Genomic DNA, 25,787 nt, shown 5'->3' with positions numbered 1-25,787 from the left:
GTCAGGCCGAGCCGCAGATCAGTGTTGGCATTGGGACTTCCAGCGATCCCGGGTGCCCACATGCGGTCGTGGTGCTGTCGCCGACACCGCCGCGCGCGAGGACGTCGCGCTCGCGAGGGTGCGGGGAATCGGGTGAGTGGTGGTGCGTCCGCGATGCGGGGCGCGTGGCAAGGTTCTCGCCGCCGACGGGCGTGGTGCCGGCAATCGGCAGACGGTGGTGGCGGCCAGCATCGCCGCACCCCACGCGCTCACGAAGACGGGGTGGTCGGCCACCGAACCCGTGATGCCCATATGCCCCGACCAGCGGATGCACCGCGAGATGGCCAGGCGTTCGGAGACGACGGTGATGCTGCGGGTTCGCGACAACCGGCTGATCCCGACCGCCCGACGCAACGTACCGATCTGTTCGGGCGACCAGGATGCGGGATGGGCGATCGTCACCGCACCCACATGCCCGCCACCGGCGCGTTCGGCCTGCTCGATCGTCAGGGCCACGGTGGCGACCACCAGTTGATGGGCCGGACGGTTCTGCCGGGCGGCGGTACGGATCGGTGTGACCTCGGTGAGGCGATCGAGATAGTGGCCGAAGAGATCGCCTGGATGGTCCGTCGTCCGCGGCAGTCGCGGTGTCGCGCCCGCGGGCCACCACAGTTGCGCGGGGCGGGTGGTCAGGTGCGGCGGCCGGGGGTTCGCCCCTGCGATGTCCGCGGCAGTGCCGGCGGCGACGACGAGGTGATCGTCGTGCAGTGCAATTCCCATGACCAGTCGCATGTACTCAGGATGCGAGCGACCGCTGGGCGCACACTGGCATCACGATGTCGGGTTCCTGGGAACGGCGTCCGCTGATCAGCCGAGAACGAGATCCTCCAGCGAGGTGTTCTTGGGTGTCCATCCGAGCGACCGCGCCTTCTCGCCGTCGGCCTGTTGATCGAGCAGCAGTGCCTCGGCGAACAGCCCGCCGAGGCGTCCGGCGGTGTCGTCGGCACCTTCGGGTACCAGTTCGGCCCCGGCGCTCTGCACGGTTGCGATGTCACGAACGGTGGGGTTGGTTCCGGATACCCCGAGGACGTGGCCCGCCGGAGAATCAAGCGCCAGCAGGGTGATGTAGAGCCGGGCCAGATCCTCGACGTGCACCAGGGTCCAGTGCTGGGTCCCGTCGCCGATCAGCCTCACCTCACGCTCGCCGGGTTGCGGACGAAGCAGGCCGGTGATGCCCTTGCCCTGGCCGACGACAACTGCCGGTGCCGGGAGGGACACCGCCACAGCCGAACTCAGTAGGCGTGACTCCACTGCGGGACGCCACGAAACCAGTGTCGGCGGGTCGAGGGGACTGGTTTCGGTGAGCGCGTCACCATTTCCGTGGATCCACACGCCGGAGGTGTGCAGGTACGGCTTGGCGGTGCCGGAGAAGGCGGCGATCACCGCGTCGGTGATCGCCCCGTCGAATGCGGCGCTGGTGGCATCGCCGGGCGCGGCGGTGTGGATGGCGGCGTCGGACGCCGACAGTTGTTCGGCGAGCCAGGTGGTGTCGGTGACGTCGCCGATGACCGGTTCGCCGCCGGCGGTCGCCACCACGTCGGACGACCGTTCGCTGCGGACCGGGGCGAGCACGTCGTGCCCGTCGGCGATCAGTTCGTTGAGGACCGCGGAGCCGATGTAGCCACTGGCGCCGGTGAGGAGAACCTTCATCGCATACCTCCGAGATTTGATGGGTGTCGTACTACGATAAACAACGTACTACGGTATTCGTCGTATTACCAGGGGTGGCGTAGTAGAGTACGGCGAAGCGCCACGAACAGTGCCGGAAAGGGGAAGTGGGTGAGGGTTCTCGACCACCCGGACGCCGCCGACGTCACCATCGACGACGTGCTCCGTGCGCTGGCCGATCCGGTCCGCCGAAAGATCGTGCGGCAGTTGATGACCAACCGCGATGCACAGAGTTGCAGTTGCTTTGCGTTACCGGTGGGCAAGTCCACCCAGACCCATCACTTCCGGGTGCTGAGGGAAGCCGGGATCATCAGCCAGGAGTACCAGGGCACCTCGATCATGAGTAGCCTGCGACGCGACGTGATCGACGAGCGGATACCCGGACTTCTCGACGCGATTCTCGCGGCGGAGGACTGAACGGTCGTCCCCGTGCCGTCGATCTAGGATGACGGCTGTGTCGTCACCCCCGCCGACTCCTCCCGCCCGCCTTCGCCGAGAACTCGGCGTCGGGGACGCAATCGTCATCGGCCTCGGTTCGATGATCGGCGCCGGGATCTTCGTCGCCCTCGCGCCGGCGGCCGCCGCGGCAGGGTCGGGTCTGCTCATCGGACTGGTGGTCGCCGCGCTCGTCGCCTACTGCAACGCCACCTCGTCGGCGCGGCTCGCGGCCCGCCACCCGACATCGGGCGGGACCTATGTGTACGGCCGGGAGCGGCTCGGCGACTTCTGGGGATACCAGGCCGGATGGATGTTCGTGGTGGGCAAGACCGCCTCGGGTGCGGCGATGGCCCTGACGGTCGGGGTCTACCTCTGGCCCGGGCAGGCCCATGCGGTCGCGGCCGCCACCGTCGTTGCCATCACCGCCCTCAACTATCTGGGAGTGCAGAAGTCGGCGTGGGTGAGCCGGCTGATCGTCGCGTTCACCCTGGCCGTGCTCACCCTCGTCATCGTCACGTCTGTGGGTTCGGGATCGGCGGACCCCGGCAGCCTGGCGATCGGCTCGGACGTCGGAGTGCTCGGGGTGTTGCAGGCGGCCGCGATTCTGTTCTTCGCGTTCGCGGGATATGCGCGGATCGCCACTCTCGGGGAGGAGGTGCGTAACCCTACCCGGGCCATTCCGCGTGCGATCCTCGGCGCTCTCGGCATCACCCTCGCCGTCTACGCCGCCGTGGCGGTGACCGCTGTCGCGGTGCTCGGTCCGCAGACATTGGCGCACGAGTCAGCACCGCTGGTGGCCCTCGTCCGCACGGCGGGAATGGCCTGGATGGAACCGGTGGTGCGAGTCGCCGCCGCGGTGGCCGCGATCGGCGCGTTGGTGGCGATGATCCTGGGGATTTCGCGAACCGTTCTGGCCATGGCGCGCAACGGCCACCTACCCCGGGCCCTGGCCGCGGTGCATACGCGGCGACACATTCCGCATCGTGCCGAGATCGTGGTGGGTGCGGTGGTCGCGGTGGTCGCGGCGGCCGCCGATGTTCGTACCGCCATTGGTTTTTCGTCATTCGGCGTGTTGCTCTATTATGCCCTCGCCAATGCGTCGGCGTGGACGCTCTCGCGGTCGGAGAATCGGCCACCGAGGATCGTCCCGGGCGTGGGGTTCATCGGATGCATCATGTTGGCGGTTGTGTTGCCGATTGATTCCGTGATCGGCGGCGCGGCCGTCGCTGTGGTCGGAGGGATGGCCTACCTGCTGCGACGGCGCGAATAAAAACCGTAGCAGGACAACGACTTTGCGAAACCGAGGGCTAGGGGATCCGCCCGTGACCACGTCACAGGTGGTTCGGCACTGTTCTCAACCGCAGGAGATGTCGGTGGGATCGATGGTCGTGATGCGGGCTGGTCGGCTTGTGCGATGCGCTGCATCAGACCGCATCGGTGAGTCCTCGAAGTGCTGCGACGATCCTGTCGGTGTCGGCGCGACTGCCGACAGTGATGCGTACGCCGTGAGCGCCGCACACCTTGACCGGTATGCCGCTGGTGATCAGAAGCGAACCCAACGCCACACCCTCTCGGCCGGGGACGAAAAGGAAGTTCGCGTCGCTGTGCAGTGGTCGGGCGCCGTATCGACGCAGACGTCGTGCGAGGATCTGGCGTTCGGTGCGCATGGCCCAAACCCGTTGCATCAGTTCCCGTTGCGCGGCAAGGGCCACCGGCACTGCAGCGATCGCGGGAGCGCAGATGCCGAACGGTACCTCGAATGCGCGCAGCCGGCGGGCCAGATCGGCCTGCGCCACCCCGTAACCCACACGGAGCCCGGCCAGTCCGTAGGCCTTGGAGAAGGTACGTATCACCACCAGGTTCGGATGCCGGCCGACCAGGTATGCCGGATCGGTCGGATGCTCACTGAATTCGATGTAGGCCTCGTCCAGGATCGCGATCACATGTGGCGGGAGGGCCGCCACGAATTCGGTGATCGCGGATACGTCGAGCACCGAACCGGTGGGATTATGCGGCGAACACACCACCACGACACCGGTGTCCGGCCCCACCGCGTGAGCCATCGATTCCAGGTCGACGGCGCCGCGCCGAAGCGCGACCCCGACGAACCGCAGCCCGGACATCTCGGCGACGATGGGATAGCCGTCGAACGTGGGTGATGCCGACACCACCGACACGGGTTGCGGCCCAGGTTGATCGATCGCTGCGCGCGCCAAGGCGAAACACATGCCGACGACGCCGGTAGCGCCGGCGCCTATGACCACCTGCTCGGGACGCACCGCCAGGTGACCGGCGACCTGCCGCCTAGTCGAATCCGGAAAGAACTCCGGGTAGCGATGTGCGATGGCGCACTCGTCCCGCAGCACCGCGGCAACGGCCGGAAGCGGGGGATAGCACGACTCGTTCAGGTCCAGGCCCGCGGGCGGGCGCGCTCGACGGGATACCGGCGCCGGGAGTTCGGCCGCGGTCATGGCCGGCCCCCGAATCGGATGGCCGCCGCACCGGCGAAGTCGCCGGCGTGGGCGAAGGCCGACATCATCACCACATCACCGTCACGGATCCGGCCGTCGGTGATCGCGGTGTCCAGGGTGATCGGGATTCCCACCGCGAAGAGATTCCCGCACTCGTCAAAGGTATCGGGGTGTCGCTGCGCCGGAAGCTCCATCGCCTCACGCCAATTGCGCAGGAAGATCCGGTTCGGCTGATTGGTGATCAGCCAATCCAGCTGCGGCGGATCGATACCGATCAGGTCGGCCACCTCGATCGCCACCTCCGGCACCATCCGGTTTCCGCGGGCGAGCACCTTGGCGATCTTGGCCTCGGTGAATCCGATGTGTATCTGGCCTTCACCGGCCTCCCAGTACTTGCGCTCGGGGTGGGCGACCGAGGTCATGTCACCCGCGTAGGCGCCATACGAATGGCACATGGTGGCGAGTACCGGTGAACCACCGCCGTCGAGTGAGACCACTGCGGCTGCCGCGCCGTCACCCGGGATGGCAGCCTGCGCGGTACCGCGCACCTGCTCCTGGGTGAATATCTGCGATGCGCTGTTCTGTGCCAACGCCAGCAACGCTTTTCCGCCTCCTGCCGCCGTCAACAGTGCGCCGGCGAGGTCGAGCATGTGCACGAAGGCCGCACAACCGCCATTGTGCACATCGAGGACGGTATGCGGGCGAATGCCCAGACGGTGGGCCACTTCGCCACCGCAGCCACGGACGGGGACCTCGGGGAGTTGACTGTGGGTCAGGACGATGGTGACGTCGTCGAGGTGATCGGCCCCGTGGCGATCGGTGAGAACGCGTGCTGCGGAGAGCATCATATCCGCAGATGTCTCATCCCGGGCGGCGTGATGGCGGAACGCGGGCGCGGCGAACATCACGTTGTGGGCGAGGGAGTCGTCTTCGGCGAACTCGGCGAAATACTTTGCCGGCACCCGGTTCTCGGGCAAGTACCCGGCCACATCGTTCAGCATGACAACGGACGAGATGGAGGTCGGCATCATGATCGCATCCAATCGGGGGTGAGGGGCAGTCCGTGGTTGTGCCGGTATTCGGCGATGGCGGTGAGGTTGTCGAGTTCGAGCTGATGGCCGGCAGAGAACATGTCCCAGAAGTCGCCCACCCAGACCGGTCGTGACGCGGGAGCTGTTTCCGGATAAGGGTTCTCGTCATAGAACGGGTGGTGGCAGTTGTTCCACAGCACCACCGATCCGGGACGGTTGAGCACGACCTGAGCGTCGACGACCCGCATGAGGTAGATCATCCACAGGTGCGTCCCTTGATCCCAGGCGCAGTGATAGTCGACGGTCATCGCGTCGGGATTGGCAACGGTGCGCGTGTAGATGTCGGTGGCGTCTCCGAGGCGATCCTGGGCGACCCATAGCCCGGGCTCGTCGGTCTCGGCGAAGCCACGCAGGCTGTATGTCCATTCCTCCAGGGATCGGGTGTCGGCGAGCCATTCGTAGAGTTCGCGTGGTGGAGCGTCGACGTAACCCTGAACGGGACAGAACTGCCCGTAGACCGTGTCGTGCGGGTACACCGACCGCAGTCGCTCGAGGATGACAGGGGTGGCCACCTCGCGTGGGTGGGATTCGATTCGGGTGAGGCCGTCCAGGTCGGTGGCTCGTGCGCCCAGATCGGACAGGGCGGGAAGGGTTGCGGTCATCACGGACCTTTCGGGAGGAAGGGGAGAAACGGAGGTACCTCATCGCAATCGGTCTCGACAACAAGGCAGTTGGGCCCATCGGCGGCGAACAGTTGCTTACAGTCCACTCGCAGCTCGCCGGGGTCGGTGGGGCATCGGACATCGATTCCGTTGAACATCGCGGCGAGGCCGGAGCCGATGTCGGTGTGACGAAATCTATTGCTGCTGATGGTGTTCGGGAAAAACAATCCCTCTCGGGTGACGCACATACCGTGTGCGTCGTTGTTGGCGACGATCAATGTCACCGGTGCACCGTGTTCGACGGCGGTATGAAACTCCATGCCGTGCATGAAGAACGCCCCATCACCGGCGAACGCGACGCAGCGTCGTCGCGAACCCGCCGCCTCGGCGACGGCGACGCCGATGGCGGCGGCGATCGCATGACCCATGCCACCCATGCCGAGTGCGACACCGAAACGCTGCTGCGCCCGCAGTGTGAGGTGGTGGACGACGGTGGCGCCGATGTTGCCGGCGTCGGCGAAGATCAGCGCATCGTCGGGCAGTTCGCCCGACGCCGAGGCCACCACATCACGCAGCGACATCGACGCTCGGTCATGGTCGGGCGCGGGTGGATTCGGGACCTCGAGGAACTCACGGCCGGTTGCGGCGGGGGCGGTTGCCGCAACACCGAGATCGGCCAGCTCGACCTCCAGTGTCCGAAGGGCCGCCGGTAGCGACGCGACACCGAGATGGGTGCATCCCGGCAGACGAGGAGGGTGAGAGCCCAGGTGTGTCACCGGAATACGAGCAAGTACGTCGTCCAGGCCGACGCGATCGGTGATGCTCATCCGGCACCCGATGGCCACGCACCTCGCCGCGCCGGCCAGCGCGGTCACCGCGGACGGGTGTCCCATGACCCCGGTGATGCCGGGGCCGTGTGTACCGTCGGTGCCGGTCGCGTCCATACCGCCCGGCGCGGCGAGGACGTTCGCTCCGAGTCGGTCGGCGAGGGTGCGGACGAGATGGCCGACCTGGCGACGGGAGGCCTCCTCGCCAACCCAGATGACGACGCGATCACCACGGCGCACCGTGTCCGCGAGTTCGGCAGCGAACTCGGCGAGCATGGCGTGTTCGGATCTGGCAGTCGTTGTCGGGGCGATGGTGACGATACTGTCGGTGTGACGAGGCGAGGGCGATGGCAGCGGTTGTTGCTGAACGTCTTTGGGGATCACCAGAGCGGCCGGGAGGTCTGCGGCCAGACATGCCGCGGCCGCGTTCAGCGCCGGTTGCAGCGCTGCGGCGGAATCGATGACGCTGCAGTGGCCGGTGACGGCGCCCACGAGCCGCTCCAGATCGATCGTGTCCGGTGGTGAGAGCATGTCCTGAAACGCACCTCGGGACACCAATGCCGTTGGTGCACTGCCAATCACGGCAAGAATCGGAACCCGGCTGTCATAGCATTCGGCCAGCGCCCCGATCACGTTCATGGCGCCACCTCCGGACGTGGTCAGCACCAGGCCGGGAACTCCGGTGACGCGTGTGAGCCCGTCGGCCATCGCACCTGCGGCGAATTCGTGCTTGGCCACCACGGTCGGCAGGTCGATGTCCGCGGCGGCGGCGTAGATGTCCTCGATGTTGGCGCCGTGCACTCCGAAGGCCAGCCGAGTACCTCGCTGACGAGCATCCTGCAGAATCCGATGAGCGACGGACATGGTGGAGGTGTCCATGTACACCACTGTCCTCCCCTGCACCTGAAGGGCCACTGAAACCCGACGGTGGTCGGCTCGGGGCCTCGCGCCATACGATGGGTGCCATGGCGGTCCGCGCTTGTCACGTCTCGGCGGGGATGACACCGTCCTAGGCAGGTGAGGTCCGTGGGCGAGAAGAGTCGTCGGCGTTACGGACTCGGCTCGCGGCGAGGGGTTCGAGCGCGTTCGACGGTCGCCGCAGCCGTCGTGGTGACGGTGGCGCTGGGCATCGCGGGAGTGGTGTCGCTTCTGATGCTGCATCGCGCCAACACCGAGGCGATGTACCGAGCGACGAGCCGACAGGCCTATCAGGTGGCCACCGCGGTGGCCAGGACCGGCGTGGACGGGGTCGATCCGGACGATCTGGCCCCCGGTGCCGGGGTCGACTTCGTGCAGGTGGTCGACCGCGAGGGCCGGGTGTTGCGGGCGTCGCCAGGAGCGCCGGATATTCCGGTCGCCGACTTCCTCCTCGACGACGGCATCTATTCCTACCGCGACGACCTGTCGATCAGGGGATTCGACGGAGAGTATTGCGCGACGGCTCTCGGTGCCGAGTTCGGGGGCCGATACTACGCGGTGATCGCGGTCGACCGCACCAACAACGTGCGGCGCAGCGAGTGGATCACCGCCGCGATCATCGGCGTAGAGCTGCCGATCATCGTGGCGCTGGCGGCGCTGGCGGTCTATCTGCTGGTCGGCCGCACTCTGCGACCGGTGTCCCGAATCACCAGGCAGGTCAACGCGATCAACGCCAGCCGCCTCGACCGCCGAGTGCCGGTACCGGACGCCGACGACGAGATCCGCACCCTGGCAACGACCATGAACAGCATGCTCGCGCGGTTGCAGGTCAATCGTGGCGCACAACTGCGGTTCGTCGGGGATGCCTCCCATGAGCTGCGCAGTCCGTTGACCACGGTGCTCGGACTGCTCGACCTGGCCGACGAGACCGGGACAGCCCTGGATCCGGAGACGGTCCGCACGATCCTGTTGCCCGAAGCCCGCCAGATGCAGCGCATTGTCTCCGACCTGCTGTTGCTCGCCCGAGCCGACGAGAACGGTCTCACCGTCACGCGGGTCGATGTCGATCTCGACGACGCAGTCCTGTCCGAAGCGCAGCGCGTCCGCGCGATGGGGTCTGTCGACGTCCGCACCCGCGTCATTGCCGCTCGCGTCCTCGGTGATCCGGTCATGGTCGCCAGGGCGTTGCGCAACCTCGTCGACAACGCGATCCGGTATGCGCGGTCGACACTGTGGATCCTGATGTTCGCCGACGACGAGGTGGCACGCATCGTCGTGGGCGACGACGGCCCGGGAATCGACGGCGACGACCGTCGGCGGGTGTTCGAACGCTTCGCCCGGCTCGGCACCGATCGTCGTTCGGGGTCCGGGACAGGTCTGGGCCTGGCGATCGTGCAGGAGATCATGGTCGCCCACGGCGGCAGCGTGTCGGTGCTCGACGACGCCGACGTGTCGGCGCTCGGTGATGCCGGCTCGGTGGGTGTCATCACCGGTGCCGCGATCGAACTGCGGTTCCGCCGTGCGCCGGCGGGCGACGACGACGACGGCGCTCGTGAACACCCGACCACGGATCGGGCGGCGGCCGGGTCGTCAGACGCTGCGCAGACAGTACCCGGCCCCTCGAACGGTCTCGATGGAACCGACACCGAAAGGAGTATCGATTCGTTTTCGTAGGTAACCGATGTAGACCTCGACGATGTTGTGGTCGCCGTCGTAGTTCTCATCCCAGATCGATTGGAGGATGGTCTGTTTGGATATCACCGTGTCCGCGTTGCGGATCAGTAGCTCCAGAACCGCGTACTCGCGGGGGGTCAGCGCGATGTCGGTGCCGTCCCGCGTGACGCGGCGTTCGGCCGGATCGAGTGCGAGCCCCCCGGCCCGCAGGATGGCCGGACGTTCCTTGCGGCCACGACGCATCACCGCCCGCAGATGGGCCTTGAGCACGACCACGGAGAATGGTTTGACCAGGTAGTCATCAGCTCCGAAATCAAGGGCCTCGGCCTGATCGTATTCACCGTCCTTGGCCGATAACATCACCACCGGAACCCAATTCCCGGCCGCACGCAGGTCACGCACCACCTCATACCCGTTCCGTCCGGGCAGCATGATGTCGAGAACAACGGCATCGAAATCCTCGTCCGAAGCACGACGATATCCCTCGAGTCCGTCGTGGGCGATCACGACGCTCCAGCCGTCACTGATGAGCACGCGCTTGATCGTCTCTGCCGCGTGTGTGTCGTCGTCGACAACCAAAACCCGCACGTACCCGCTCACCTCCCATCATGACCGCATCCTCGCGTGGGACGTCGCATGCGGCCGGAAGGACTTCATGCACCACCGTATTCTCGCATCCCCAGACCCTCAGTCGACCCTACGCGCGGTCACCGGCCCACGCGCTGTGCCCCTGTTCGGTGCGTTGCGCCTGCGCTCGGATCCGACGGGCCTGGCCCAGGACCTCCGCCGCGCACACGGCGACATCGCGTTTGTCACCGTGCTCGGTCGTGATGTCGTCGTAGCTCAGGGTCCGGCCGCCGCCGCCGAACTCGTCGGAGACCGCGATGAAGCCTTCGCGAACGAGCCGGTCTACGGCTTCGCGCTGGGTTCGCTGTTCGAGCGGGGAATCCTGCTGATGGACGCCGACGAGCATCGCCGGCATCGCCGAATCCTACAGACCGCCTTCACCCGGACTCGGCTCGACGGTTACGCGCAGCGACTGCACCCCCTCGTGTCGTCGGCGATGGCGAACTTTCCCACGGGAGATGGCGTGGACATGCGCATCCCCCTCAAAGCGATCGCGCTTGATCTCGCGCTGGAGATATTCCTGGGTGCACGTTTGCCACGCGCCGACGCCGATCGGATGAACCGGGCGTTCGTCGAGTTGATCGAGGCGGCCGGCGCATTGGTGCGGCTCCCGATACCGGGCACGCGCTGGCACCGCGCCCAGAAGGCGAAGACCGTCCTCGACGACTACATGGCGGATGTGGTGTCCGATCGGCGCCGCCGGCCCGGGGCGGACCTGATGTCGGCGTTGTGCAGCGCCGACATCGACGGTGCCGGACGTCTCTCGGATGCCGAGATCGTCGACCATATGCGATTCATGCTCTTCGCCGCCCATGACACGGCGACGATCGCGATGACATCAATGGTCTATCGGCTCGGCCGTCATCGGCGGTGGCGCGACGAGCTTCGCGACGAGGCGATCGGCCTGGGCACTCGTCCGGGTCTCGGTGAGCTGCGGTCTGCGGTGGCCACGGACGCGGTGTTTCGCGAGTCGGTGCGCCTGCGGCCACCGGTCCCGGTTGTGCCCCGTGCCGCGATCAAGGACACAGAGCTGTGCGGACACCTCATCCCCGCAGGGGCTTTCGTGATCGTTCCCATCGGGGCCAATCATCGCCGGCCCGATATCTGGCCTGATCCGGCACATTTCGACCCAGGGCGGTTCATCGGAGAGCAGGATCGACGAGACCACCCCATGGCCTGGATGCCGTTCGGGGGCGGTCGGCATAACTGTATGGGCATGCACTTCGCCTACCTCGAGTCGGCGATTGTGGTGCATCACCTGCTCGAGGCCTATGACTGGACTGTCTCGTCGGATGCCTACGAGCGCGATGACGTGGCGCTGACGGAGAACGTCGGCTTCCTCGCCGACGTGCGGCCGCGGTGACCCGTGCCGGGTGATTCTCAGTTGAGCCACACCGCCCGTGCGCCGGAGTCCCCGACCAGGTAGACCATCACGATCGAGCCGATCGCGGTGACGATCACCGCCACACGCAGGACGATGTCGATCACGCGGAATACATTGGGCGACAGAGTTATCGGTAGTAGCCGCATGATGGCATCGGAGTGCAGGGCCCACAGCAGGACGACCGCGACGAACAAGGGTGCGACCCACGCGATCATCTCCCCGCCGAGGTCGGTGTGTCGGTGCAGTTCGGCCGATTCCGGTACCCGCTTCTCCAACGCTTCGCCGGCCGATGTGGTGAGGGGCGTGATGATGACGGCGACGAGTGCGACGAGCGGGGGCACGACGCCGAGCACGCGGCGAGCGGACGGCCACGCTGCGCCGATGATGCCCAGGAGGGCCGCAAGTGGGATCGCGACGACGGCGAGATGTACCAGAAGAGGATGCAGCGGCAGGCCGGAGATGGTGTCCACCCCGGAAGTGTCGCCGGACCGAGCTGAACGGACGCTGAGAAGCGCTCGGCTACCGCGGTTGCGCGATGGTCAGCAGGTGCTTCCGCGCGAACTCCTCGACCTCGGCATAGGTCGACAACGGCAGCCGGACGTTCGGCGTCAGCAGGATCGAGTGGGTGATCCGCACCAGGATCTCGGCGCGGGCCAGGACCTCCTCGTCGTCGAGTTCGGCGTCCGGTGAGCGCAGCACGTCGGCGGTGGCCTCGACCGCACCGGCGAGGAGGAACGAGCCGTTGAGAGTCAGTTGGTCGAGCACGTTGCCGGGTTCGAGTTCGAGGATCCGATTCCAGACCGGGTTCTCGCGGATGGCCGTCACCGTTGTCGCGAACGCGTTGACGACGCGGTCGGCGTAGCTGTCGGCCCGCTCGGCTGCGGCTCTGACCTGGTCGAACAGCCGGCCGGATTCGCGGATCATCACTGCGACGAGGATCTCGTTCTTGCCGCCGACCTTGCGGTACACGGTCACCCGTCCGACCTTTGCGCGCTTGGCGATGTCGTCGATGGTGGCGCGTCGGATGCCGATGTCGGCGAAGACCGCCAGCGCCGCGTCGAGGATCGGATCGGCCTCGGTGGCGCCCGGCGACGCGGTGAAGAGGCCGGAAACAGACATGTCGGAAGTCTAGTCGACCTCGGGGGTTGAAACAATGAGCGGCAAAACGTATCTTCATTTCAACGAGGTGACGTGGACCACCCCGACACCGGTACGGACGTGACGAACAGGAGAACGCTCATGGCACACGCGCAGGGCGCACAGACCCGGGAGTACGGCGAGGAGGCACTGGCGATCAACGCCCGACCGGTCTCGTTCGACTGGACCGGAGTGCCGCTGGAGTACATCCCCGGCGAGCCCTATGCCACGCACTTCTGGAACGTCATGCATCTCGTGCTGCCCGAGGGGGAGCGGGCCATGGCCGACGTGTTCGCGCAGGCACTGCCGCTGATCGACGACGAACGTCTCCGTGAGGAGGTCGTCGGCTTCGTCGGGCAGGAGGCCACCCACGCCGCATCGCACGAGGGATTCCGAAACTACCTGCGCGCCAACGACGTCGAGATCACCCCGGTGATGCGCCGGATCGAGTACGCGGTGGCCAAGATCTTCGGCGATCACGGCATCACCAACAAGCGCGCCAAACGGGCGTGGCTGTCCGAACGCCTCGGCGTCTACGCCGCCGCCGAACACTTCACCGCGGTCGTCGGCGAATGGTTGCTCGACAACGCCGAATTCGACCGTGTCGGAGTCGATCCCACCATGCTTGACCTCCTCCGCTGGCATGGTGCGGAGGAACTCGAACACCGCAATGTCGCCTTCGACGCATTCCAGTACGTCGACGGCGGCTACCTGCGCCGAGCCCGCACCGCACTGATCGCCTGCACCGGCCTTGCCGCACTGTGGTTCTCGACGGCGGCCTACCTGTACCGCAACGACACCACCGTCAAGCGCCGCCGTCCGTGGCCGATCGCCTTCGCGAAGGCCGCACGGGCCCAACTCATTCCGGGCATCAGCTTCCTGTTCGAGCAGATCTACTACTACCTGCAGCCGGGTTTCCATCCCTCCTCGATGGGCGACATCGACAAGGCCGTGCGGTATCTCGCGATCTCCCCGGCGGCGCGGGCGGCAGAACAGTGAACTACCTCCCGCCCCCCATGACCGATGTCGAGAATCCGACCCGGATCCTCGCCGCCATCGGTGGGCTCGCCCGCGGCTACTCACGTCTGTTCGCCGAAAGTGCGTACGCCGAGCGTCTTTCACCACCCAATCCCACCCGTCACGTCGGATTCGACCTGCGGCTCGACGTCATCGACAGTCGGAGAGCAGCCGACGGGGTGCGGCTGATCACCCTCGCCCGGCCCGATCGCACCGCACTGCCCCGGTGGACGCCGGGCGCCCACATCGACGTCTTCACCGCGTCCGGCCGCCAACGGCACTACTCGTTGACCGGTGATCTTGCCGACACCGCCACCTACCGAATTGCGGTGCGCCGCATCCCCGATGGACTCGGCTCCGCCGAGATGCATCTGCTGCGAACCGGGGACACCCTGCACATCCGCGGCCCGCGCAACGCCTTCAACTTCGCCGCACAGCGTGGGTGCCGGTTCGTCGCCGGCGGCATCGGCATCACCCCGATCCTGCCGATGCTCCGCGAGGCCCACGCCAAGGGACTCGACTGGACGCTCATCTACACCGGGCGCAACCGGGACAGCATGCCGTTCATCGACGAACTGCTGGCCCTCGACGCCGCCCGCGTGCAGATCCGCACCGACGACGAGCACGGTGTGCCGGACATGCGCGAGATCCTCGACATCGACGGCCCCGCCGCCCCCATCTACCTGTGCGGTCCGTCGGCGATGCTCGAGAGCGCCCGCCGGCTCATCGTGACCGAGGCCCCCGGCCGCGAACTGCACAGTGAACGATTCGCCCCGCCCCCGGTCGTCGACGGCACCGCCTTCCGGATCGACTTCGCCTCCGGCGGATCGGTCGAGGTGGCCGCCGACGAGACCGCACTCGCGGCGATCCGGCGGGTCAAACCTGACGTGCGGTACTCGTGCCAGCAGGGATTCTGCGGTGCATGCCGCGTCAAGGTGCTCGACGGCGCCGTCGCCCACCACGATCGCGTGCTGATCGGCGACGAACGAGACGACTCGATGATGATCTGCGTGTCACGCGCAGCCGACGACCACGTGGTCGTCGATCTCTAGGAGGAACCGTGGCAGACACAGCCCCACACCACGTCCATGTCGCGATCATCGGTACCGGCTTCGGTGGTATCGGTGCCGCAATTCGCCTGACCCAGGAGGGTTTTGACGACTTCCTGCTGTTCGAACGTGCCGACGAGGTCGGCGGCACCTGGCAGGCCAACACCTATCCCGGTGCCCAGTGCGACATCCCGTCGGCGTTGTACTCGTTCTCCTTCGCCCCGAACCCGGACTGGACGCGCCTGTATCCGCTGCAGGAGGAGATCCAGGCCTACATCGCGCGCTGCGCCGACGACTTCGGGATCACCTCACGCATTCGTTTCGGCCATGACGTCACCCACGCCGGCTGGGATGACCTCGCGCAGGTGTGGCGCCTGACCGCGGCCGGGCAGGAATTCACGGCCGACGTGCTGGTCGGCGCCACCGGTCCGTTCAGCGAACCGTCGGTACCCGCCATCGGCGGACTCGACGATTTCGCCGGTGAGGTGTTCCATTCGGCGCAGTGGGACCACTCCTGGTCGCCGGAGGGCAAGCGGGTCGCCGTCATCGGGACGGGTGCCTCGGCGGTCCAGTTCGTGCCGCAGTTGCAGCCGAAGGTCAAGCAGCTGAGCCTCTTTCAACGGACGCCCACCTGGATCATGCCGCACCCCGACCGGCCGGTGAGTCAGGGGGTGCGCACCATGTTCCGGCGCCACCCGGTCACCATGCGCGCACTGCGCGAGAGTTGCGGCCTGGCGCAGGAGATGATGGTGCCCGGACTCGTCAAGCGTCCCGGCTTGCTGGCGCCGATGGCCGCGGTCGCCCGCCTGCACCTGCGGCGTCAGGTCGCCGACCCGGAACTGCGCGCCAAGCTGACGCCGCGATACGCCTTCGGATGCAAACGTCCCACCTTCTCCAACACGTTCTATCCGGCCCTGGCCGCCGCCAACGCCGAGGTCATCACCGACGGCATCGTCCGGGTCACCCCGACGGGCATCGAGACCGCCGACGGCGTCCTGCACGAGGTGGACACGATCGTGCTGGGCACCGGCTTCAAACTCGCCGGCAACGAGGGGTTCCGGCGCATCCACGGCGCCGACGACCGTAGCCTTTCTGCGACCTGGGAGGGCGGTGAGATGGTCGCCTACATGGGGACCAGCGTCGCGGGCTTCCCGAACTTCTTTCAGATCCTGGGACCGAACTCGGTGGTCTACACGTCTCAGGTGGTCACCATCGAGGCACAGGTCGACTACCTCGTCGACGCACTGAAGCAGATGAGAGACCAAGGCATCCGCAGCATCGACGTGCTGCCGGAGGCGCAGGAACGGTTCGTTCGCGAGGTCGACGAAGGGCTGGCGCACTCGGTCTGGAACACCGGCGGATGCTCGAGCTACTACCTCAGCCCCTCCGGTCGCAACTACACCTTCTGGCCCGGATTCGTCGTCGGCTTCCGGCGCCGGATGAAGCACATCCGGTTGGCGGACTTCACCGTTCGCAGGATCGACGGGTTGCGACTGGTGGAACCCGTCGCGCACGAACAGGAGTTGATCGGATGAGCGCCTCACCTCTGGCCCTTCCGGGGTCGGTCGCCCTGATCACCGGGGCCGCCGCGGGTATCGGACTCGCGACAGCGAGGCGCTTCGTCGCCGCCGGTGCCGACGTGGTGCTCACCGACGTCGACGCGGCCGGGCTGTCCGCGGCCGTCGACAAGCTCGACAATGAGCACGCCCTCGCGGTGCATGCCGATGTGCGAGAACTCGATTCACTGCAGATCGCCGTCGAGAAGGGCATCGGCCGCTTCGGGCACCTGGACATCGCGGTGGCCAACGCCGGCGTCACCCCGCCGCCGGCAACGCTGCGCGACATCGCACCCGAGGACTTCCGGCGCGTCATCGACATCAATCTGATCGGCGCCTTCAACACCATCAAGGCCACCATCGAACCGATCACGCAGCGCCGCGGCCACATCGAACTCGTCGCCTCCTGCGCGGCCTTCGCGCCGGGGATGGGCGGATCGGCCTACATGATCAGCAAATCCGCGGTCGAACAACTCGGCCGCGCACTGCGCATCGAGCTGGCACCGCACGGTGCGTCGGCCGGGCTGGCGTACTTCGGCATCGTCGAGACCGGAATGACCCGGGCAACACTCGACGACGATCCGCTCGGCAAGGAGATCGGCGCGCAGCTGCCGTGGCCGCTGAACAAGCGGATCAGCGTCGAGCAGGCCGCAGAGGTCATCGTCACCGCCTCCGCAGAGCGTAAGGCGCGCACGATCGCGCCGCGTCAGTGGACCGCCTACTCGCTGCTGCGCGGCCTGATCAATCCGGTTCTCGACGCACAGTTGGTGCGGGACAAGTCCATTCACTCGATCATCACCACGCTCGAATCGGCGGACCGGCCATGAAGTGGCGGGAACTCAACATCGTCGGTGACCCGTTCTTCGCCAGTGCACCCGTGTGCACCACGGTGACGCTCGACATCGACGCCACACCGGAGCAGGTGTGGGAGGTGCTCGCCGCCGACGACGCCGTGGTGTCGTGGAGTCCGTTGGTGACCGCCGCGAGCTGGGCCGGGGAGCGTGGCGTGGGGGCGGTCCGAACCGTCACCATCGCCAAGGCGCTGTCGGTGCAGGAGCGGTTCTACCGCTGGGATGAGAACTCCCGCATGACCTTTGCCGCGACCCGCACCACCGGCCCCGGCATCAAGGCGTTCGCCGAGGACTATGTGCTGACCGAGCAGGTCGGCTCCACCCGCCTCGACTGGACGGTGGCGATCGACGTGCCGGCGCCGCTACGTGCCGCGGGACGTCCCGTGAGTGCGGGACTCGGCGCCGCGGTGCGACAACTGGCAAAAGGATTGCACCACAAAGTGGTTGGGTAGCCCGCCGGCACCCGCTTATTGACAGCCAGACAACACAACGTCTGAATAATTGGCAGCACGCCAACAGTGCGCCACGAGGAGGACAGTGATGACGACCGAGACCCTCTGCTCGCATTTCCAGCGTCGGGTGACCGAGGTGCCGAACCAGGTGGCCATCCGCAATGCGGACGGCACGCAGTCCGTGACGTGGGCGCAGTACGGACGTCGTGTCCGTGAGGTTGCGGCGGGACTCGCGGCGCAGGGGGTGACCCGCGGTGACGTGGTGGGCATCATGCTCACCAACCGGATCGAGTTCCATATCGTCGACGCGGCCGCGATGCACCTCGGCGCGGTGACCTTCTCGGTGTACAACACCAACGCCGCACCCCAGATCGCCTACCTGTTCAACAACGCCGAGCCGCATGTCGTCATCACCGAAACCCAGTTCCTGCCACGGGTCCTCGAGGCCGCGCGCGGCACATCGGTGCAGACGGTCGTCGTCGTCGACGGGACCGACGGTGCGGACGCCACCGACGGTGGTCCCGGACTGATCGCCCTCGCCGACCTGATCGCGCGCGGGGACGCCGACTTCGACTTCGACTCGAAGTGGCGCGTCGGCACCCGCGACGACGTACTGACACTCATCTACACCAGCGGCACAACGGGAAACCCCAAGGGAGTCGAGCTCACCCACGCGAATCTGCTTTATCAGCTCGAGGTGATCACCGACGTGATCGGGGACCTCACCAACGGCCGGGTGATCTCCTACCTGCCGGATGCCCACCTGATCAATCGCTGGATCTGTCAGTACGCGCCGATGTATTTCGGCATCACGGTGACCGATCTGGACAACCCGAAGGCGTTGGTGGAGACCCTCGGTCAGGTGCGCCCCACCTTTTTCGTGGCGGTGCCGATGCTCTGGTACAAGATCAAGGGCAACGTCGAGGTCACCATTGCCGGTGAATCCGGTGTCAAGGGATCGTTGGCGCGCTGGGCGCTGGCGGCGGGCAGGAAGAAGGCCGCCGCCATCGTCGCCGGCACGAAACTGAATCCGGTGGACACGGTGGCCGCTGAGGTCGCCGATCGATTGGTGCTGTCGAAGCTGCGGGCGAAGTTGGGCATGAATGACCTGACCGCCGCAGTGTCGGGGGCAGCACCGATCGATGTGGGTGCACTGGAATTCATGCTGGCACTCGGTGTTCCGGTGATGGAGGCGTGGGGGATGTCGGAGACCTCGGCCGTCACCACGGTGAATCCGATCACCGCTCCCATCTACGGCTCGGTGGGTCGCGCGATCCCCGGCACCGAGGTCATCCTCGCCGCCGACGGCGAAGTCCTGGTTCGGGGCGGTGGTGTGATGCGCGGCTACCGCAACGACCCGACGCGGACCGCCGACACCCTCGATGCCGACGGCTGGATCCACACCGGAGACATCGGGACCCTTGATGATCGGGGCTACCTGAAGATCATCGACCGCAAGAAGGAGCTGATCATCAACTCCGGCGGAAAGAATATGTCGCCCAGCAACATCGAGGGTGCACTGAAGGCGGTGAGCCCGCTCGTCGGTTCGGTCGCGGCAATCGGTGACAACCGTCCGTTCGTCTCGGCGCTGATCACCCTCGACCCGGATGCCGCCGCGGTGTTCGCGGCGCAACGCGGGGTCGACGTCGATCCCGAATCCCTCTCGGTTCACCCCGATCTCGTCGAGGCGATCTCCGACGCCGTCGATCAGGCCAACACCCGTCTGTCACGCGTGGAGAGCATCCGTTCGTGGCGGGTGCTGCCCACCTACTGGATTCCCGGCGGCGACGAACTGACCCCGACGATGAAACTCAAGCGGTCGCCGATCGCCAAGAAGTACGCCGAGCAGATCGAAGATCTCTACCAGCGGTAGGGACCGGCGAATGCGGTAATTCAGCACTCAGCACTCAACACTCAGTGCCCAGCGCCCGCGTCGTTCCACCGACCAGTCCACCCCCAACCACCCGAAAGAGCCTCCATGACCGACGATCTGACCACCGAACTCGGAGATCTCACCGCGCTCGCACGCGAGTTCTTCACCAAGGAGGTGGCGCCGCGACGTGAGGAGTTCGCCGCCGCGGGCGAACCCGACCGTGCACTCTACCGCCGCGCCGGCGAACTGGGGTTGCTGAGCATCTCGATCCCGGAGCAATACGGCGGTGGCGGTGGAACTTTCGCACACGAGTCGGTGGTCTTCCGGGAGCAGGGCCGATGTGGCGACCTGTCGATGCAACTCGGGGTGCACTCGGGCATCGTGCCGCATTACCTGAATTCGTATGCCACAGAGGAGCAGAAGCAGCGGTGGCTGCCGAAGTTGGCATCGGGTGAGTGGATCGGTGCCATCGCGATGACCGAGCCGGGCACCGGATCGGATCTGCAATCCATCGCCACCCGCGCGATCCGCGACGGCGACGAGTACGTCATCACCGGCGCCAAGACCTTCATCTCCAACGGCGCCACCTGTGACCTCATCATCATCGCCGCCAAGACCGACCCCACCAAGGGGGCCGCGGGGGTGTCGCTGCTCGTCGCCGAGGTTGCCGACGGCCCTGCCGGTTTCGAACGCGGACGCAAACTCAAGAAGATCGGGCAGAAGGGGCAGGACACCACCGAACTGTTCTTCGACGGCCTGCGGGTGCCCGCGGCGAACCTGCTCGGTGGCGTCGAAGGAGCCGGCTTCGTCCAGCTGATGCAGCAGTTGCCGCAGGAACGCCTCATCGTCGGAGTCGCCGCCCTCGGGGTGGTCGAGGCCGCCTACGAGCACACCCTGGCCTACGTCCGGGAACGTGAGGCATTCGGCAAGCCGTTGTTCGCCCTGCAGAACACCAAGTTCGAACTCGCCGATGTGGCAACGACACTCGAGGTGATGCGTGCCTTCGTCGACGACGCGATCGCTCGGCACGTGCGCGGCGAACTCGATGTGAAGCGGGCGGCGATGATCAAGCTGTGGTGCTCGGAGCAGCAGACGCAGGTGGTCGACCGCTGCCTGCAACTGCACGGCGGATACGGCTACATGGAGGAGTACCCGATCGCGCAGTTGTTCGTCGACGGGCGTATCGCCAAGATCTACGCCGGAGCCAACGAGGTCATGAAAGACCTCATCGCACGCAATCTCTGACAAGGGGGACACCGCCATGAGCACAGATATCTTCGGCTGGTCCGCCGACGCCGACGGCATCGTCACGCTGACCATCGACGACCCGTCGCAGCCCACCAACACCATGACCGACGACATGGCCACACAGTTGCGCAGCACCGTGGAACGCCTGGAACGGGAGAAGGATTCGATCACCGGCGTGATCGTCACCTCGGGCAAGGACACCTTCTTCGCCGGTGGCGACCTGAACAAACTGATGTCGGCGGGACCCGACGACGTCGTCGAGATCTCGTCCGGCCTCGACCATTTCAAGGAGTCGTTCCGGCGGTTGGAAACCCTCGGGCGGCCGGTCGTCGCGGCCATCAACGGCACCGCCCTCGGCGGAGGTTTCGAGGTCGCACTGGCGGCCCACCATCGGATCGCGTTGAACAGCAGAGGATCACTGCTCGGACTTCCCGAGGTCACCCTCGGTGTGCTGCCCGGTGCCGGTGGTGTCACCCGTGTCGTGCGCATGCTGGGCGTGGTCAACGCCCTGATGAACGTGGTCGGTCAGGGGCAGCGCATGTCCCCGGCAAAGGCGTTGGCGGCGGGCGTGATCGACTCCGTCGTCGACACCCGCGAGGACATGCTCGCCGGTGCGCGTGACTGGATTCTGTCCAATCCGGATGCCGTGCAACCCTGGGATCGCAAGGGCTACCACATTCCTGGCGGCACCCCGTCCTCGCCCGCCCTGGCCGCACAGCTTCCCGCCTTCGCCGCCACCCTGCGTAAGCAGACCAAGGGTGCACCGATGCCCGCGCCGATCGCCGTGCTCGCCACTGCGGTGGAGGGTGCATCGGTGGACATCGATACCGCGTTCGTCATCGAAACCCGATACTGCGCCAACCTCATCTGCGTTCAGGTGTCGACCAACATGATCAAGGCGATGTTCTTCGATCTCAACGCGGTCAACAAGGGTGCGTCACGTCCGGCCGGGTATCCGCGACGGAATGCGCAGCGGGTCGCGGTGCTCGGCGCCGGGATGATGGGTGCCGCAATCGCCTACGTCACAGCACAAGCCGGTGTCGACGTCGTTCTCCGCGACGTCACGATCGAGGCCGCCGAACGCGGCAAGGACTACTCCCGACGTCTCCTCGACACGGCGCTGGCCAAGGGACGCATCGACGAGGCGCGCCGCGACGCCGTGCTCGGCCGAATCCTGGCGACCGCGGACATCGCCGATGTGGCCGGCGCCGACCTCGTCGTCGAGGCCGTCTTCGAGGATGTGGAACTCAAGAAGAAGGTGCTCGCCGAGGTGGCCGGCCACGTCGCCGACGATGCCCTGTTGGCGTCGAACACCTCCGCACTCCCGATCGCCGAGATGGCCACCGCGGTGGCGCGTCCGGCCGACGTGATCGGCCTGCACTTCTTCTCCCCGGTGGACAAGATGCCGCTCGTGGAGATCGTGGTCGGCGAGAACACCTCCGATGAGACATTGGCGCGGGCACTGGATTTCGCGCGCCAGATCCGCAAGACCCCGATCGTCGTGCGGGATGTCTACGGGTTCTACGCCAACCGGGTGATCGCCAAGTTCGTCGACGAGGCGCTGTCGCTGGTGGCCGAGGGTATGGCGCCGGCCGCCGCTGAACAGGCCGCGCTGCAGGCCGGGTTCCCGGCCGGTGCGCTCACGCTCTTCGATGAGATCAACATGAAGACGATCGCCAAGATCCGTGCGGGCTTCATCGCCGATGCCGCCGAGCGCGGCGTCGAGTTCGTCCCGAGTGCGTCGTATCCGCTGGTCGACCGGATGCTCGGGGAGTTCGATCGGCCGGGCCGCCTGGAGGGGCGTGGCTTCTACGACTATGACGGCCCGTCGGGGGCACGTTTGGGTCTGTGGCCCCGGCTGGCGCAGGAGTACCACCGCCCGGATGTCGAGATTCCCTTCGACGACGCCAAGGAACGGATGCTGGTCGCCGCAGCGCTCGAGGCCTTCCGCTGCCTCGACGAAGGTGTGATCGGCACGGTGGCCGAGGCCAACATCGGGTCGATCATGGGTATCGGATACCCGGCCTGGACGGGCGGCGCGGTGCAGTACATCAACCAGTATGCCGGGGGCGTTGCGGGATTCGTGGCGCGCGCCGACGAGCTGCGGGAACGGTACGGCGATCGGTTCGTCGTTCCCGATGCACTGCGCGCCCGAGCCGCGGAGGGCCTCGACGTGGTGTGAGATCATCGGGGGTTGTGACCGCATCCGAACCCCGCTGGCGCCGACTCGATCCCGATGACCGACGTCAGGCCATCCTGGAGTCCGCCATCGCCGCCTTCGGCAAGCAGTCCTATGCTGCGGTACAGATGGCGGAAGTGGCGCGTGACGCCGGTGTGGCGCGTGGTCTGCTGAATCACTACTTCGGTACCAAACGTGACCTGTATCTCGCGGTGGTCCGGGAGATGATGATCGTTCCCGAACTCGAGAATGTGCGGCTGCCCACCGGCGACCTCGATGCCCGTATTGCGGGGTCGGTGGACTGGCTGATGCTGGTGCTCGGCAGGCACGGCGCCACGTGGCTGGCGGTCGGCGCCGACGGTGTGGGCGACGACGAAGAGATCCGCGCGATCCTCGACGAGGCCGACGACCGGGCGGCACAGCGGGCACTGGATGCGATCGGCTTCGACGCGAAGGGTGCGCGCCACGAGGCCGCGATGGCGGCGATCCGCGCATTCGGCGGCATGGTGAAGGCCGCGGCGCGGGAGTGGCTGTATCGAAAGTCATTGAACGACAAACAGATCCGCGTGCTACTGACCGGAACCCTGGTGCGGATCGCCGAAATGGTGCTGGCAGACGAGATGTGAGTGCGCTGCGTTACCGGCCAGCCGACAGCCGTCGACCAAGCGTGACAGACAGATCGAGGTCGCTGCCCTGGCTCGGTCGCCACGGTAACGCCAAACCGATCACGTGCCGGGGCGGCGTAGTGGGGGGTGACGTGGGGATGAAAGTGGAAGTCACTTGCGGTCGTCGGGGTGGTGGGTGTTCGCGGGTTTCTCGGCGCGTTCGGGCTGGCTGATGGCCCTGTCCTCATAGTCGGCGCGGCTCGTCGATCCGCGGACCGCGGCCACCTGATCGGGAACCATACGGCGCATCAGCACATCGCGAATCCGTTGGGGCAGTAGGCTGGCCGCTCGAACGGCCGGACCGACGTAGGACGGGATGGTCACCTCGAAGCGGGGCTTCTCGATTGCCGAGCAGACGGCCGCGGCCACATCCGACGGTTGCAGCATCGCGGCCGAGCCCGTCGCGGTGCCGGCGGCCAAGGGGGTGTCGACGACGGTCGGCATGATCGCCGTCAGCGTGACGCCGGTACCCCGCAGTTCTTCGCGGACCGCGGTGAGATAGCCAAGCACGCCGTGTTTCGTTGCGGCATAGGTGGCCTCACCGGGGGGTGCCAGCTTGGACGCCGCCGATGCGATGGTGACGATGTGTCCGTGCCCGCGGTCCCGCATCATCGGAGCGGTGAGTCGAATCCCCCGGATGACGCCGTGCAGGTTGACCGCGAGCATGCGGTCGGTGGCGGTATCGGTCTCGGTGTCGAAGGGACCGACCCACATCACGCCTGCATTGTTCACCAGAACATCGATGGGCCCGAGCCCCGATTCGACGGAGGTCAGGAACGTCCCGAAGGAGTGCGTGTCGGTGACGTCGAGCTCGAAAGCCGTGACATTCCCGGCCAGCTCACGTTCGGCCGCGCGAGCCGCGTCGAGATCGCGATCGCCGATGGCGACACGTGCGCCGCCCTCGGCGAGTTGCCGGGCGATCTCGCGCCCGATGCCCGCGGCACCACCGGTCACCGCGATGACCTGTCCGGACAGTGACGTCGAGCGTGGGGATGCCATGGGTGCCAGTCTGGCACACAGGCACACAGGCACACAGGAACGTTGGTCAGTCAGCGGTCGGTGAATCCGCGGGCAGCGAGTTCCTCGAGGACGTGCGGCGACGCTCGGTAGGGCGCCTCGGGGCGCGGCCAGTGGGCGATGACATCGGTGAAGCCGAGTTCTCGGGCGCGTCCCACCATGTCGTCGAACAGCGCGACGCTCTCCAGGCTGGCGCGGGGCGAGGTGTCGAGGCTGAGGTAGCGGGGGAAACCGACGCGTCCGGCCTCCCTCAGCGTGTCCTCGAGAACGGCACAGGATTTCGCGATTCCAGCGAACCAGTCATCGAGCGAGTCCGACGGGACGCCGGTGGTCACCCAGCCGTCGCCGTGGCGGGCGGCGAACCGTACCGAGCGCGGGCCGTTGCCGGCGAGCAGTAGCGGCACCCGACTTCGGACCGAACCGCCGACGAGGCGCATGTCGCGGGCCTGGTAACACTCGCCGTCGGCGGAGACATGGTCCTCGTCCAGAGTGCGGTCGAGGAGCCGGGTGAACTCCTGCAGTCGGTCGACACGTTGACGGGGCGGTAGGCGGTCGGCACCGAGGATCGTGTCGTCCGGTGTTCCGCCCGCACCGAGGCCGAGGAGGAATCGGCCGTCGGAGATGTCGATGAGCGTCTGAACCTCACGGCTGAAGGACACGGGGTGCCGGAAGTTGGGGGAGACGACGAAGGCACCGAGGTCGATCCGGGTGGTGATCGCGGCGGCCGCACTGAGGATCGGCACGCAGGAGAACCACCGGGAATCGGGGAGTCCGCCCCAAACCAGGTGATCGTAGGTCCAGACGTGGTCGAAACCCATCTCTTCGGCGCGGAGCCACAGCGGTCGCGACTCGGCCCAGGTCAGGTCGGCAAGAATGCAGATACCCACGCGCATGGGGCCCAGTCTAGGGTGCGTTGTCACCGGGGCCGGGTGGGTACGGATCCCATTGCCGCAGTGGTGTGCTGCTCATCGCGGATGCGGACCCGCGCTGTTTCTCTGCCGACT

Annotated in this window: 24 protein-coding genes; 13 read left to right on the top strand and 11 right to left on the bottom strand. The window is 66.7% G+C overall.

Going from position 1 to position 25,787, the window contains the following annotated elements; all coding sequences use genetic code 11:
- Positions 1–18 precede the first annotated feature (18 nt).
- The gene (locus tag ACWDPV_RS20750; RefSeq protein ID WP_348805999.1) at positions 19–771 is read right to left on the bottom strand and encodes a hypothetical protein; all 753 of its coding nucleotides are present in this window, start codon (positions 769–771) and stop codon (positions 19–21) included.
- A gap of 75 nt (positions 772–846) precedes the next feature.
- On the bottom strand, positions 847–1,689 hold the full coding sequence (locus ACWDPV_RS20745) for an NAD-dependent epimerase/dehydratase family protein (RefSeq protein ID WP_348805998.1): 843 nt from the start codon (positions 1,687–1,689) through the stop codon (positions 847–849).
- Between the two features lie 129 nt (positions 1,690–1,818).
- On the opposite strand from ACWDPV_RS20745, the gene ACWDPV_RS20740 reads away from it, so the two are divergent.
- Positions 1,819–2,124: an ArsR/SmtB family transcription factor gene (locus tag ACWDPV_RS20740; protein ID WP_348805997.1), complete on the top strand. Its 306-nt coding sequence runs from the start codon at positions 1,819–1,821 to the stop codon at positions 2,122–2,124.
- Positions 2,125–2,161: 37 nt separating this feature from the next.
- Positions 2,162–3,415 carry an APC family permease gene (locus ACWDPV_RS20735; protein ID WP_449744481.1) on the top strand — a complete coding sequence of 418 codons (1,254 nt, stop codon included), beginning with the start codon at positions 2,162–2,164 and terminating at the stop codon, positions 3,413–3,415.
- Between the two features lie 154 nt (positions 3,416–3,569).
- Here ACWDPV_RS20735 and ACWDPV_RS20730 read toward each other — a convergent pair whose 3' ends face one another.
- From ACWDPV_RS20730 to ACWDPV_RS20715, 4 genes are read right to left on the bottom strand one after another with little or no spacing between them, the layout of a single operon-like run.
- Positions 3,570–4,616, bottom strand: coding sequence for a pyridoxal phosphate-dependent aminotransferase (locus ACWDPV_RS20730; protein WP_449744480.1), 1,047 nt, complete (start codon positions 4,614–4,616; stop codon positions 3,570–3,572).
- Positions 4,613–5,647, bottom strand: a complete 1,035-nt coding sequence (locus ACWDPV_RS20725; protein ID WP_449744479.1) for a 3-oxoacyl-ACP synthase III family protein — start codon at positions 5,645–5,647, stop codon at positions 4,613–4,615. The genes ACWDPV_RS20730 and ACWDPV_RS20725 overlap by 4 nt, the downstream gene beginning before the upstream one ends.
- A complete protein-coding gene (locus tag ACWDPV_RS20720; RefSeq protein ID WP_348805993.1) occupies positions 5,644–6,309 on the bottom strand; it encodes an SRPBCC family protein in 666 nt (221 codons plus the stop codon). Before ACWDPV_RS20720 ends, ACWDPV_RS20725 begins: the two co-directional genes overlap by 4 nt.
- Positions 6,309–8,015 carry a thiamine pyrophosphate-binding protein gene (locus ACWDPV_RS20715; protein WP_449744478.1) on the bottom strand — a complete coding sequence of 569 codons (1,707 nt, stop codon included), beginning with the start codon at positions 8,013–8,015 and terminating at the stop codon, positions 6,309–6,311. The genes ACWDPV_RS20720 and ACWDPV_RS20715 overlap by 1 nt, the downstream gene beginning before the upstream one ends.
- Before the next feature lie 147 nt (positions 8,016–8,162).
- Here ACWDPV_RS20715 and ACWDPV_RS20710 point away from each other — a divergent pair, with 147 nt between their 5' ends.
- A complete protein-coding gene (locus ACWDPV_RS20710; RefSeq protein WP_449744477.1) occupies positions 8,163–9,728 on the top strand; it encodes a sensor histidine kinase in 1,566 nt (521 codons plus the stop codon).
- On the opposite strand, the gene ACWDPV_RS20705 is transcribed toward ACWDPV_RS20710, so the two are convergent.
- Positions 9,645–10,316 (bottom strand): response regulator transcription factor, encoded by a 672-nt coding sequence (locus ACWDPV_RS20705; protein ID WP_348806087.1) that lies wholly within the window; start codon positions 10,314–10,316, stop codon positions 9,645–9,647. The two genes, ACWDPV_RS20710 and ACWDPV_RS20705, sit on opposite strands and share 84 nt — an antisense overlap.
- Between ACWDPV_RS20705 and ACWDPV_RS20700 the strand changes: the two genes are divergently transcribed.
- A complete protein-coding gene (locus tag ACWDPV_RS20700; protein WP_449744476.1) occupies positions 10,255–11,718 on the top strand; it encodes a cytochrome P450 in 1,464 nt (487 codons plus the stop codon). The two genes, ACWDPV_RS20705 and ACWDPV_RS20700, sit on opposite strands and share 62 nt — an antisense overlap.
- Before the next feature lie 17 nt (positions 11,719–11,735).
- Here ACWDPV_RS20700 and ACWDPV_RS20695 read toward each other — a convergent pair whose 3' ends face one another.
- Both ACWDPV_RS20695 and ACWDPV_RS20690 read right to left on the bottom strand, forming a co-directional pair.
- Positions 11,736–12,209, bottom strand: coding sequence for a DUF2231 domain-containing protein (locus tag ACWDPV_RS20695; RefSeq protein ID WP_449744475.1), 474 nt, complete (start codon positions 12,207–12,209; stop codon positions 11,736–11,738).
- A 49-nt stretch (positions 12,210–12,258) separates the two neighbouring features.
- Positions 12,259–12,858 carry a TetR/AcrR family transcriptional regulator gene (locus tag ACWDPV_RS20690; protein WP_348805988.1) on the bottom strand — a complete coding sequence of 200 codons (600 nt, stop codon included), beginning with the start codon at positions 12,856–12,858 and terminating at the stop codon, positions 12,259–12,261.
- Positions 12,859–12,978: 120 nt separating this feature from the next.
- On the opposite strand from ACWDPV_RS20690, the gene ACWDPV_RS20685 reads away from it, so the two are divergent.
- The 9 genes from ACWDPV_RS20685 to ACWDPV_RS20645 all read left to right on the top strand — a co-directional run bounded on the left by ACWDPV_RS20685 (position 12,979) and on the right by ACWDPV_RS20645 (position 23,727).
- The gene (locus ACWDPV_RS20685) at positions 12,979–13,875 is read left to right on the top strand and encodes a metal-dependent hydrolase (protein ID WP_449744474.1); all 897 of its coding nucleotides are present in this window, start codon (positions 12,979–12,981) and stop codon (positions 13,873–13,875) included.
- Positions 13,876–13,892: 17 nt separating this feature from the next.
- A complete protein-coding gene (locus tag ACWDPV_RS20680) occupies positions 13,893–14,945 on the top strand; it encodes a PDR/VanB family oxidoreductase (RefSeq protein ID WP_449744473.1) in 1,053 nt (350 codons plus the stop codon).
- Positions 14,946–14,953: 8 nt separating this feature from the next.
- Positions 14,954–16,477, top strand: coding sequence for a flavin-containing monooxygenase (locus ACWDPV_RS20675; protein ID WP_449744472.1), 1,524 nt, complete (start codon positions 14,954–14,956; stop codon positions 16,475–16,477).
- A complete protein-coding gene (locus tag ACWDPV_RS20670; RefSeq protein ID WP_449744471.1) occupies positions 16,474–17,325 on the top strand; it encodes a short-chain dehydrogenase/reductase in 852 nt (283 codons plus the stop codon). Before ACWDPV_RS20675 ends, ACWDPV_RS20670 begins: the two co-directional genes overlap by 4 nt.
- Positions 17,322–17,801: an SRPBCC family protein gene (locus ACWDPV_RS20665; RefSeq protein WP_449744470.1), complete on the top strand. Its 480-nt coding sequence runs from the start codon at positions 17,322–17,324 to the stop codon at positions 17,799–17,801. The genes ACWDPV_RS20670 and ACWDPV_RS20665 overlap by 4 nt, the downstream gene beginning before the upstream one ends.
- Positions 17,802–17,889: 88 nt before the next feature.
- Positions 17,890–19,674, top strand: coding sequence for an AMP-dependent synthetase/ligase (locus ACWDPV_RS20660; RefSeq protein ID WP_449744469.1), 1,785 nt, complete (start codon positions 17,890–17,892; stop codon positions 19,672–19,674).
- Between the two features lie 105 nt (positions 19,675–19,779).
- Entirely contained in the window at positions 19,780–20,919 is a 1,140-nt protein-coding gene (locus ACWDPV_RS20655; RefSeq protein ID WP_348805981.1) for an acyl-CoA dehydrogenase family protein, read from the top strand.
- A gap of 16 nt (positions 20,920–20,935) precedes the next feature.
- Positions 20,936–23,104 (top strand): 3-hydroxyacyl-CoA dehydrogenase NAD-binding domain-containing protein, encoded by a 2,169-nt coding sequence (locus ACWDPV_RS20650; protein WP_449744468.1) that lies wholly within the window; start codon positions 20,936–20,938, stop codon positions 23,102–23,104.
- A gap of 14 nt (positions 23,105–23,118) precedes the next feature.
- Entirely contained in the window at positions 23,119–23,727 is a 609-nt protein-coding gene (locus ACWDPV_RS20645; RefSeq protein ID WP_449744467.1) for a TetR/AcrR family transcriptional regulator, read from the top strand.
- Between the two features lie 150 nt (positions 23,728–23,877).
- On the opposite strand, the gene ACWDPV_RS20640 is transcribed toward ACWDPV_RS20645, so the two are convergent.
- Both ACWDPV_RS20640 and ACWDPV_RS20635 read right to left on the bottom strand, forming a co-directional pair.
- Entirely contained in the window at positions 23,878–24,765 is an 888-nt protein-coding gene (locus tag ACWDPV_RS20640) for an SDR family oxidoreductase (protein WP_449744466.1), read from the bottom strand.
- Positions 24,766–24,815: 50 nt separating this feature from the next.
- A complete protein-coding gene (locus ACWDPV_RS20635) occupies positions 24,816–25,676 on the bottom strand; it encodes an LLM class flavin-dependent oxidoreductase (protein ID WP_449744465.1) in 861 nt (286 codons plus the stop codon).
- Between the last annotated feature and the right edge of the window lie 111 nt (positions 25,677–25,787).

The sequence above is a fragment of the Gordonia sp. NPDC003504 genome (assembly GCF_053587995.1).
This window is presented reverse-complemented; position numbering and strand designations above follow the sequence as displayed.

Coding starts and splice junctions, on each gene's coding strand:
- ACWDPV_RS20715 (WP_449744478.1), bottom strand. CDS start 8,015: ATGGACACCTCCACCATGTCCGTCGCTCATCGGATTCTGCAGGATGCT.
- ACWDPV_RS20725 (WP_449744479.1), bottom strand. CDS start 5,647: ATGATGCCGACCTCCATCTCGTCCGTTGTCATGCTGAACGATGTGGCC.
- ACWDPV_RS20745 (WP_348805998.1), bottom strand. CDS start 1,689: ATGAAGGTTCTCCTCACCGGCGCCAGTGGCTACATCGGCTCCGCGGTC.
- ACWDPV_RS20750 (WP_348805999.1), bottom strand. CDS start 771: ATGCGACTGGTCATGGGAATTGCACTGCACGACGATCACCTCGTCGTC.
- ACWDPV_RS20650 (WP_449744468.1), top strand. CDS start 20,936: ATGAGCACAGATATCTTCGGCTGGTCCGCCGACGCCGACGGCATCGTC.
- ACWDPV_RS20690 (WP_348805988.1), bottom strand. CDS start 12,858: ATGTCTGTTTCCGGCCTCTTCACCGCGTCGCCGGGCGCCACCGAGGCC.
- ACWDPV_RS20665 (WP_449744470.1), top strand. CDS start 17,322: ATGAAGTGGCGGGAACTCAACATCGTCGGTGACCCGTTCTTCGCCAGT.
- ACWDPV_RS20720 (WP_348805993.1), bottom strand. CDS start 6,309: ATGACCGCAACCCTTCCCGCCCTGTCCGATCTGGGCGCACGAGCCACC.
- ACWDPV_RS20655 (WP_348805981.1), top strand. CDS start 19,780: ATGACCGACGATCTGACCACCGAACTCGGAGATCTCACCGCGCTCGCA.
- ACWDPV_RS20640 (WP_449744466.1), bottom strand. CDS start 24,765: ATGGCATCCCCACGCTCGACGTCACTGTCCGGACAGGTCATCGCGGTG.
- ACWDPV_RS20700 (WP_449744476.1), top strand. CDS start 10,255: ATGAGCACGCGCTTGATCGTCTCTGCCGCGTGTGTGTCGTCGTCGACA.
- ACWDPV_RS20730 (WP_449744480.1), bottom strand. CDS start 4,616: ATGACCGCGGCCGAACTCCCGGCGCCGGTATCCCGTCGAGCGCGCCCG.
- ACWDPV_RS20660 (WP_449744469.1), top strand. CDS start 17,890: ATGACGACCGAGACCCTCTGCTCGCATTTCCAGCGTCGGGTGACCGAG.
- ACWDPV_RS20670 (WP_449744471.1), top strand. CDS start 16,474: ATGAGCGCCTCACCTCTGGCCCTTCCGGGGTCGGTCGCCCTGATCACC.
- ACWDPV_RS20685 (WP_449744474.1), top strand. CDS start 12,979: ATGGCACACGCGCAGGGCGCACAGACCCGGGAGTACGGCGAGGAGGCA.
- ACWDPV_RS20635 (WP_449744465.1), bottom strand. CDS start 25,676: ATGCGCGTGGGTATCTGCATTCTTGCCGACCTGACCTGGGCCGAGTCG.
- ACWDPV_RS20680 (WP_449744473.1), top strand. CDS start 13,893: ATGACCGATGTCGAGAATCCGACCCGGATCCTCGCCGCCATCGGTGGG.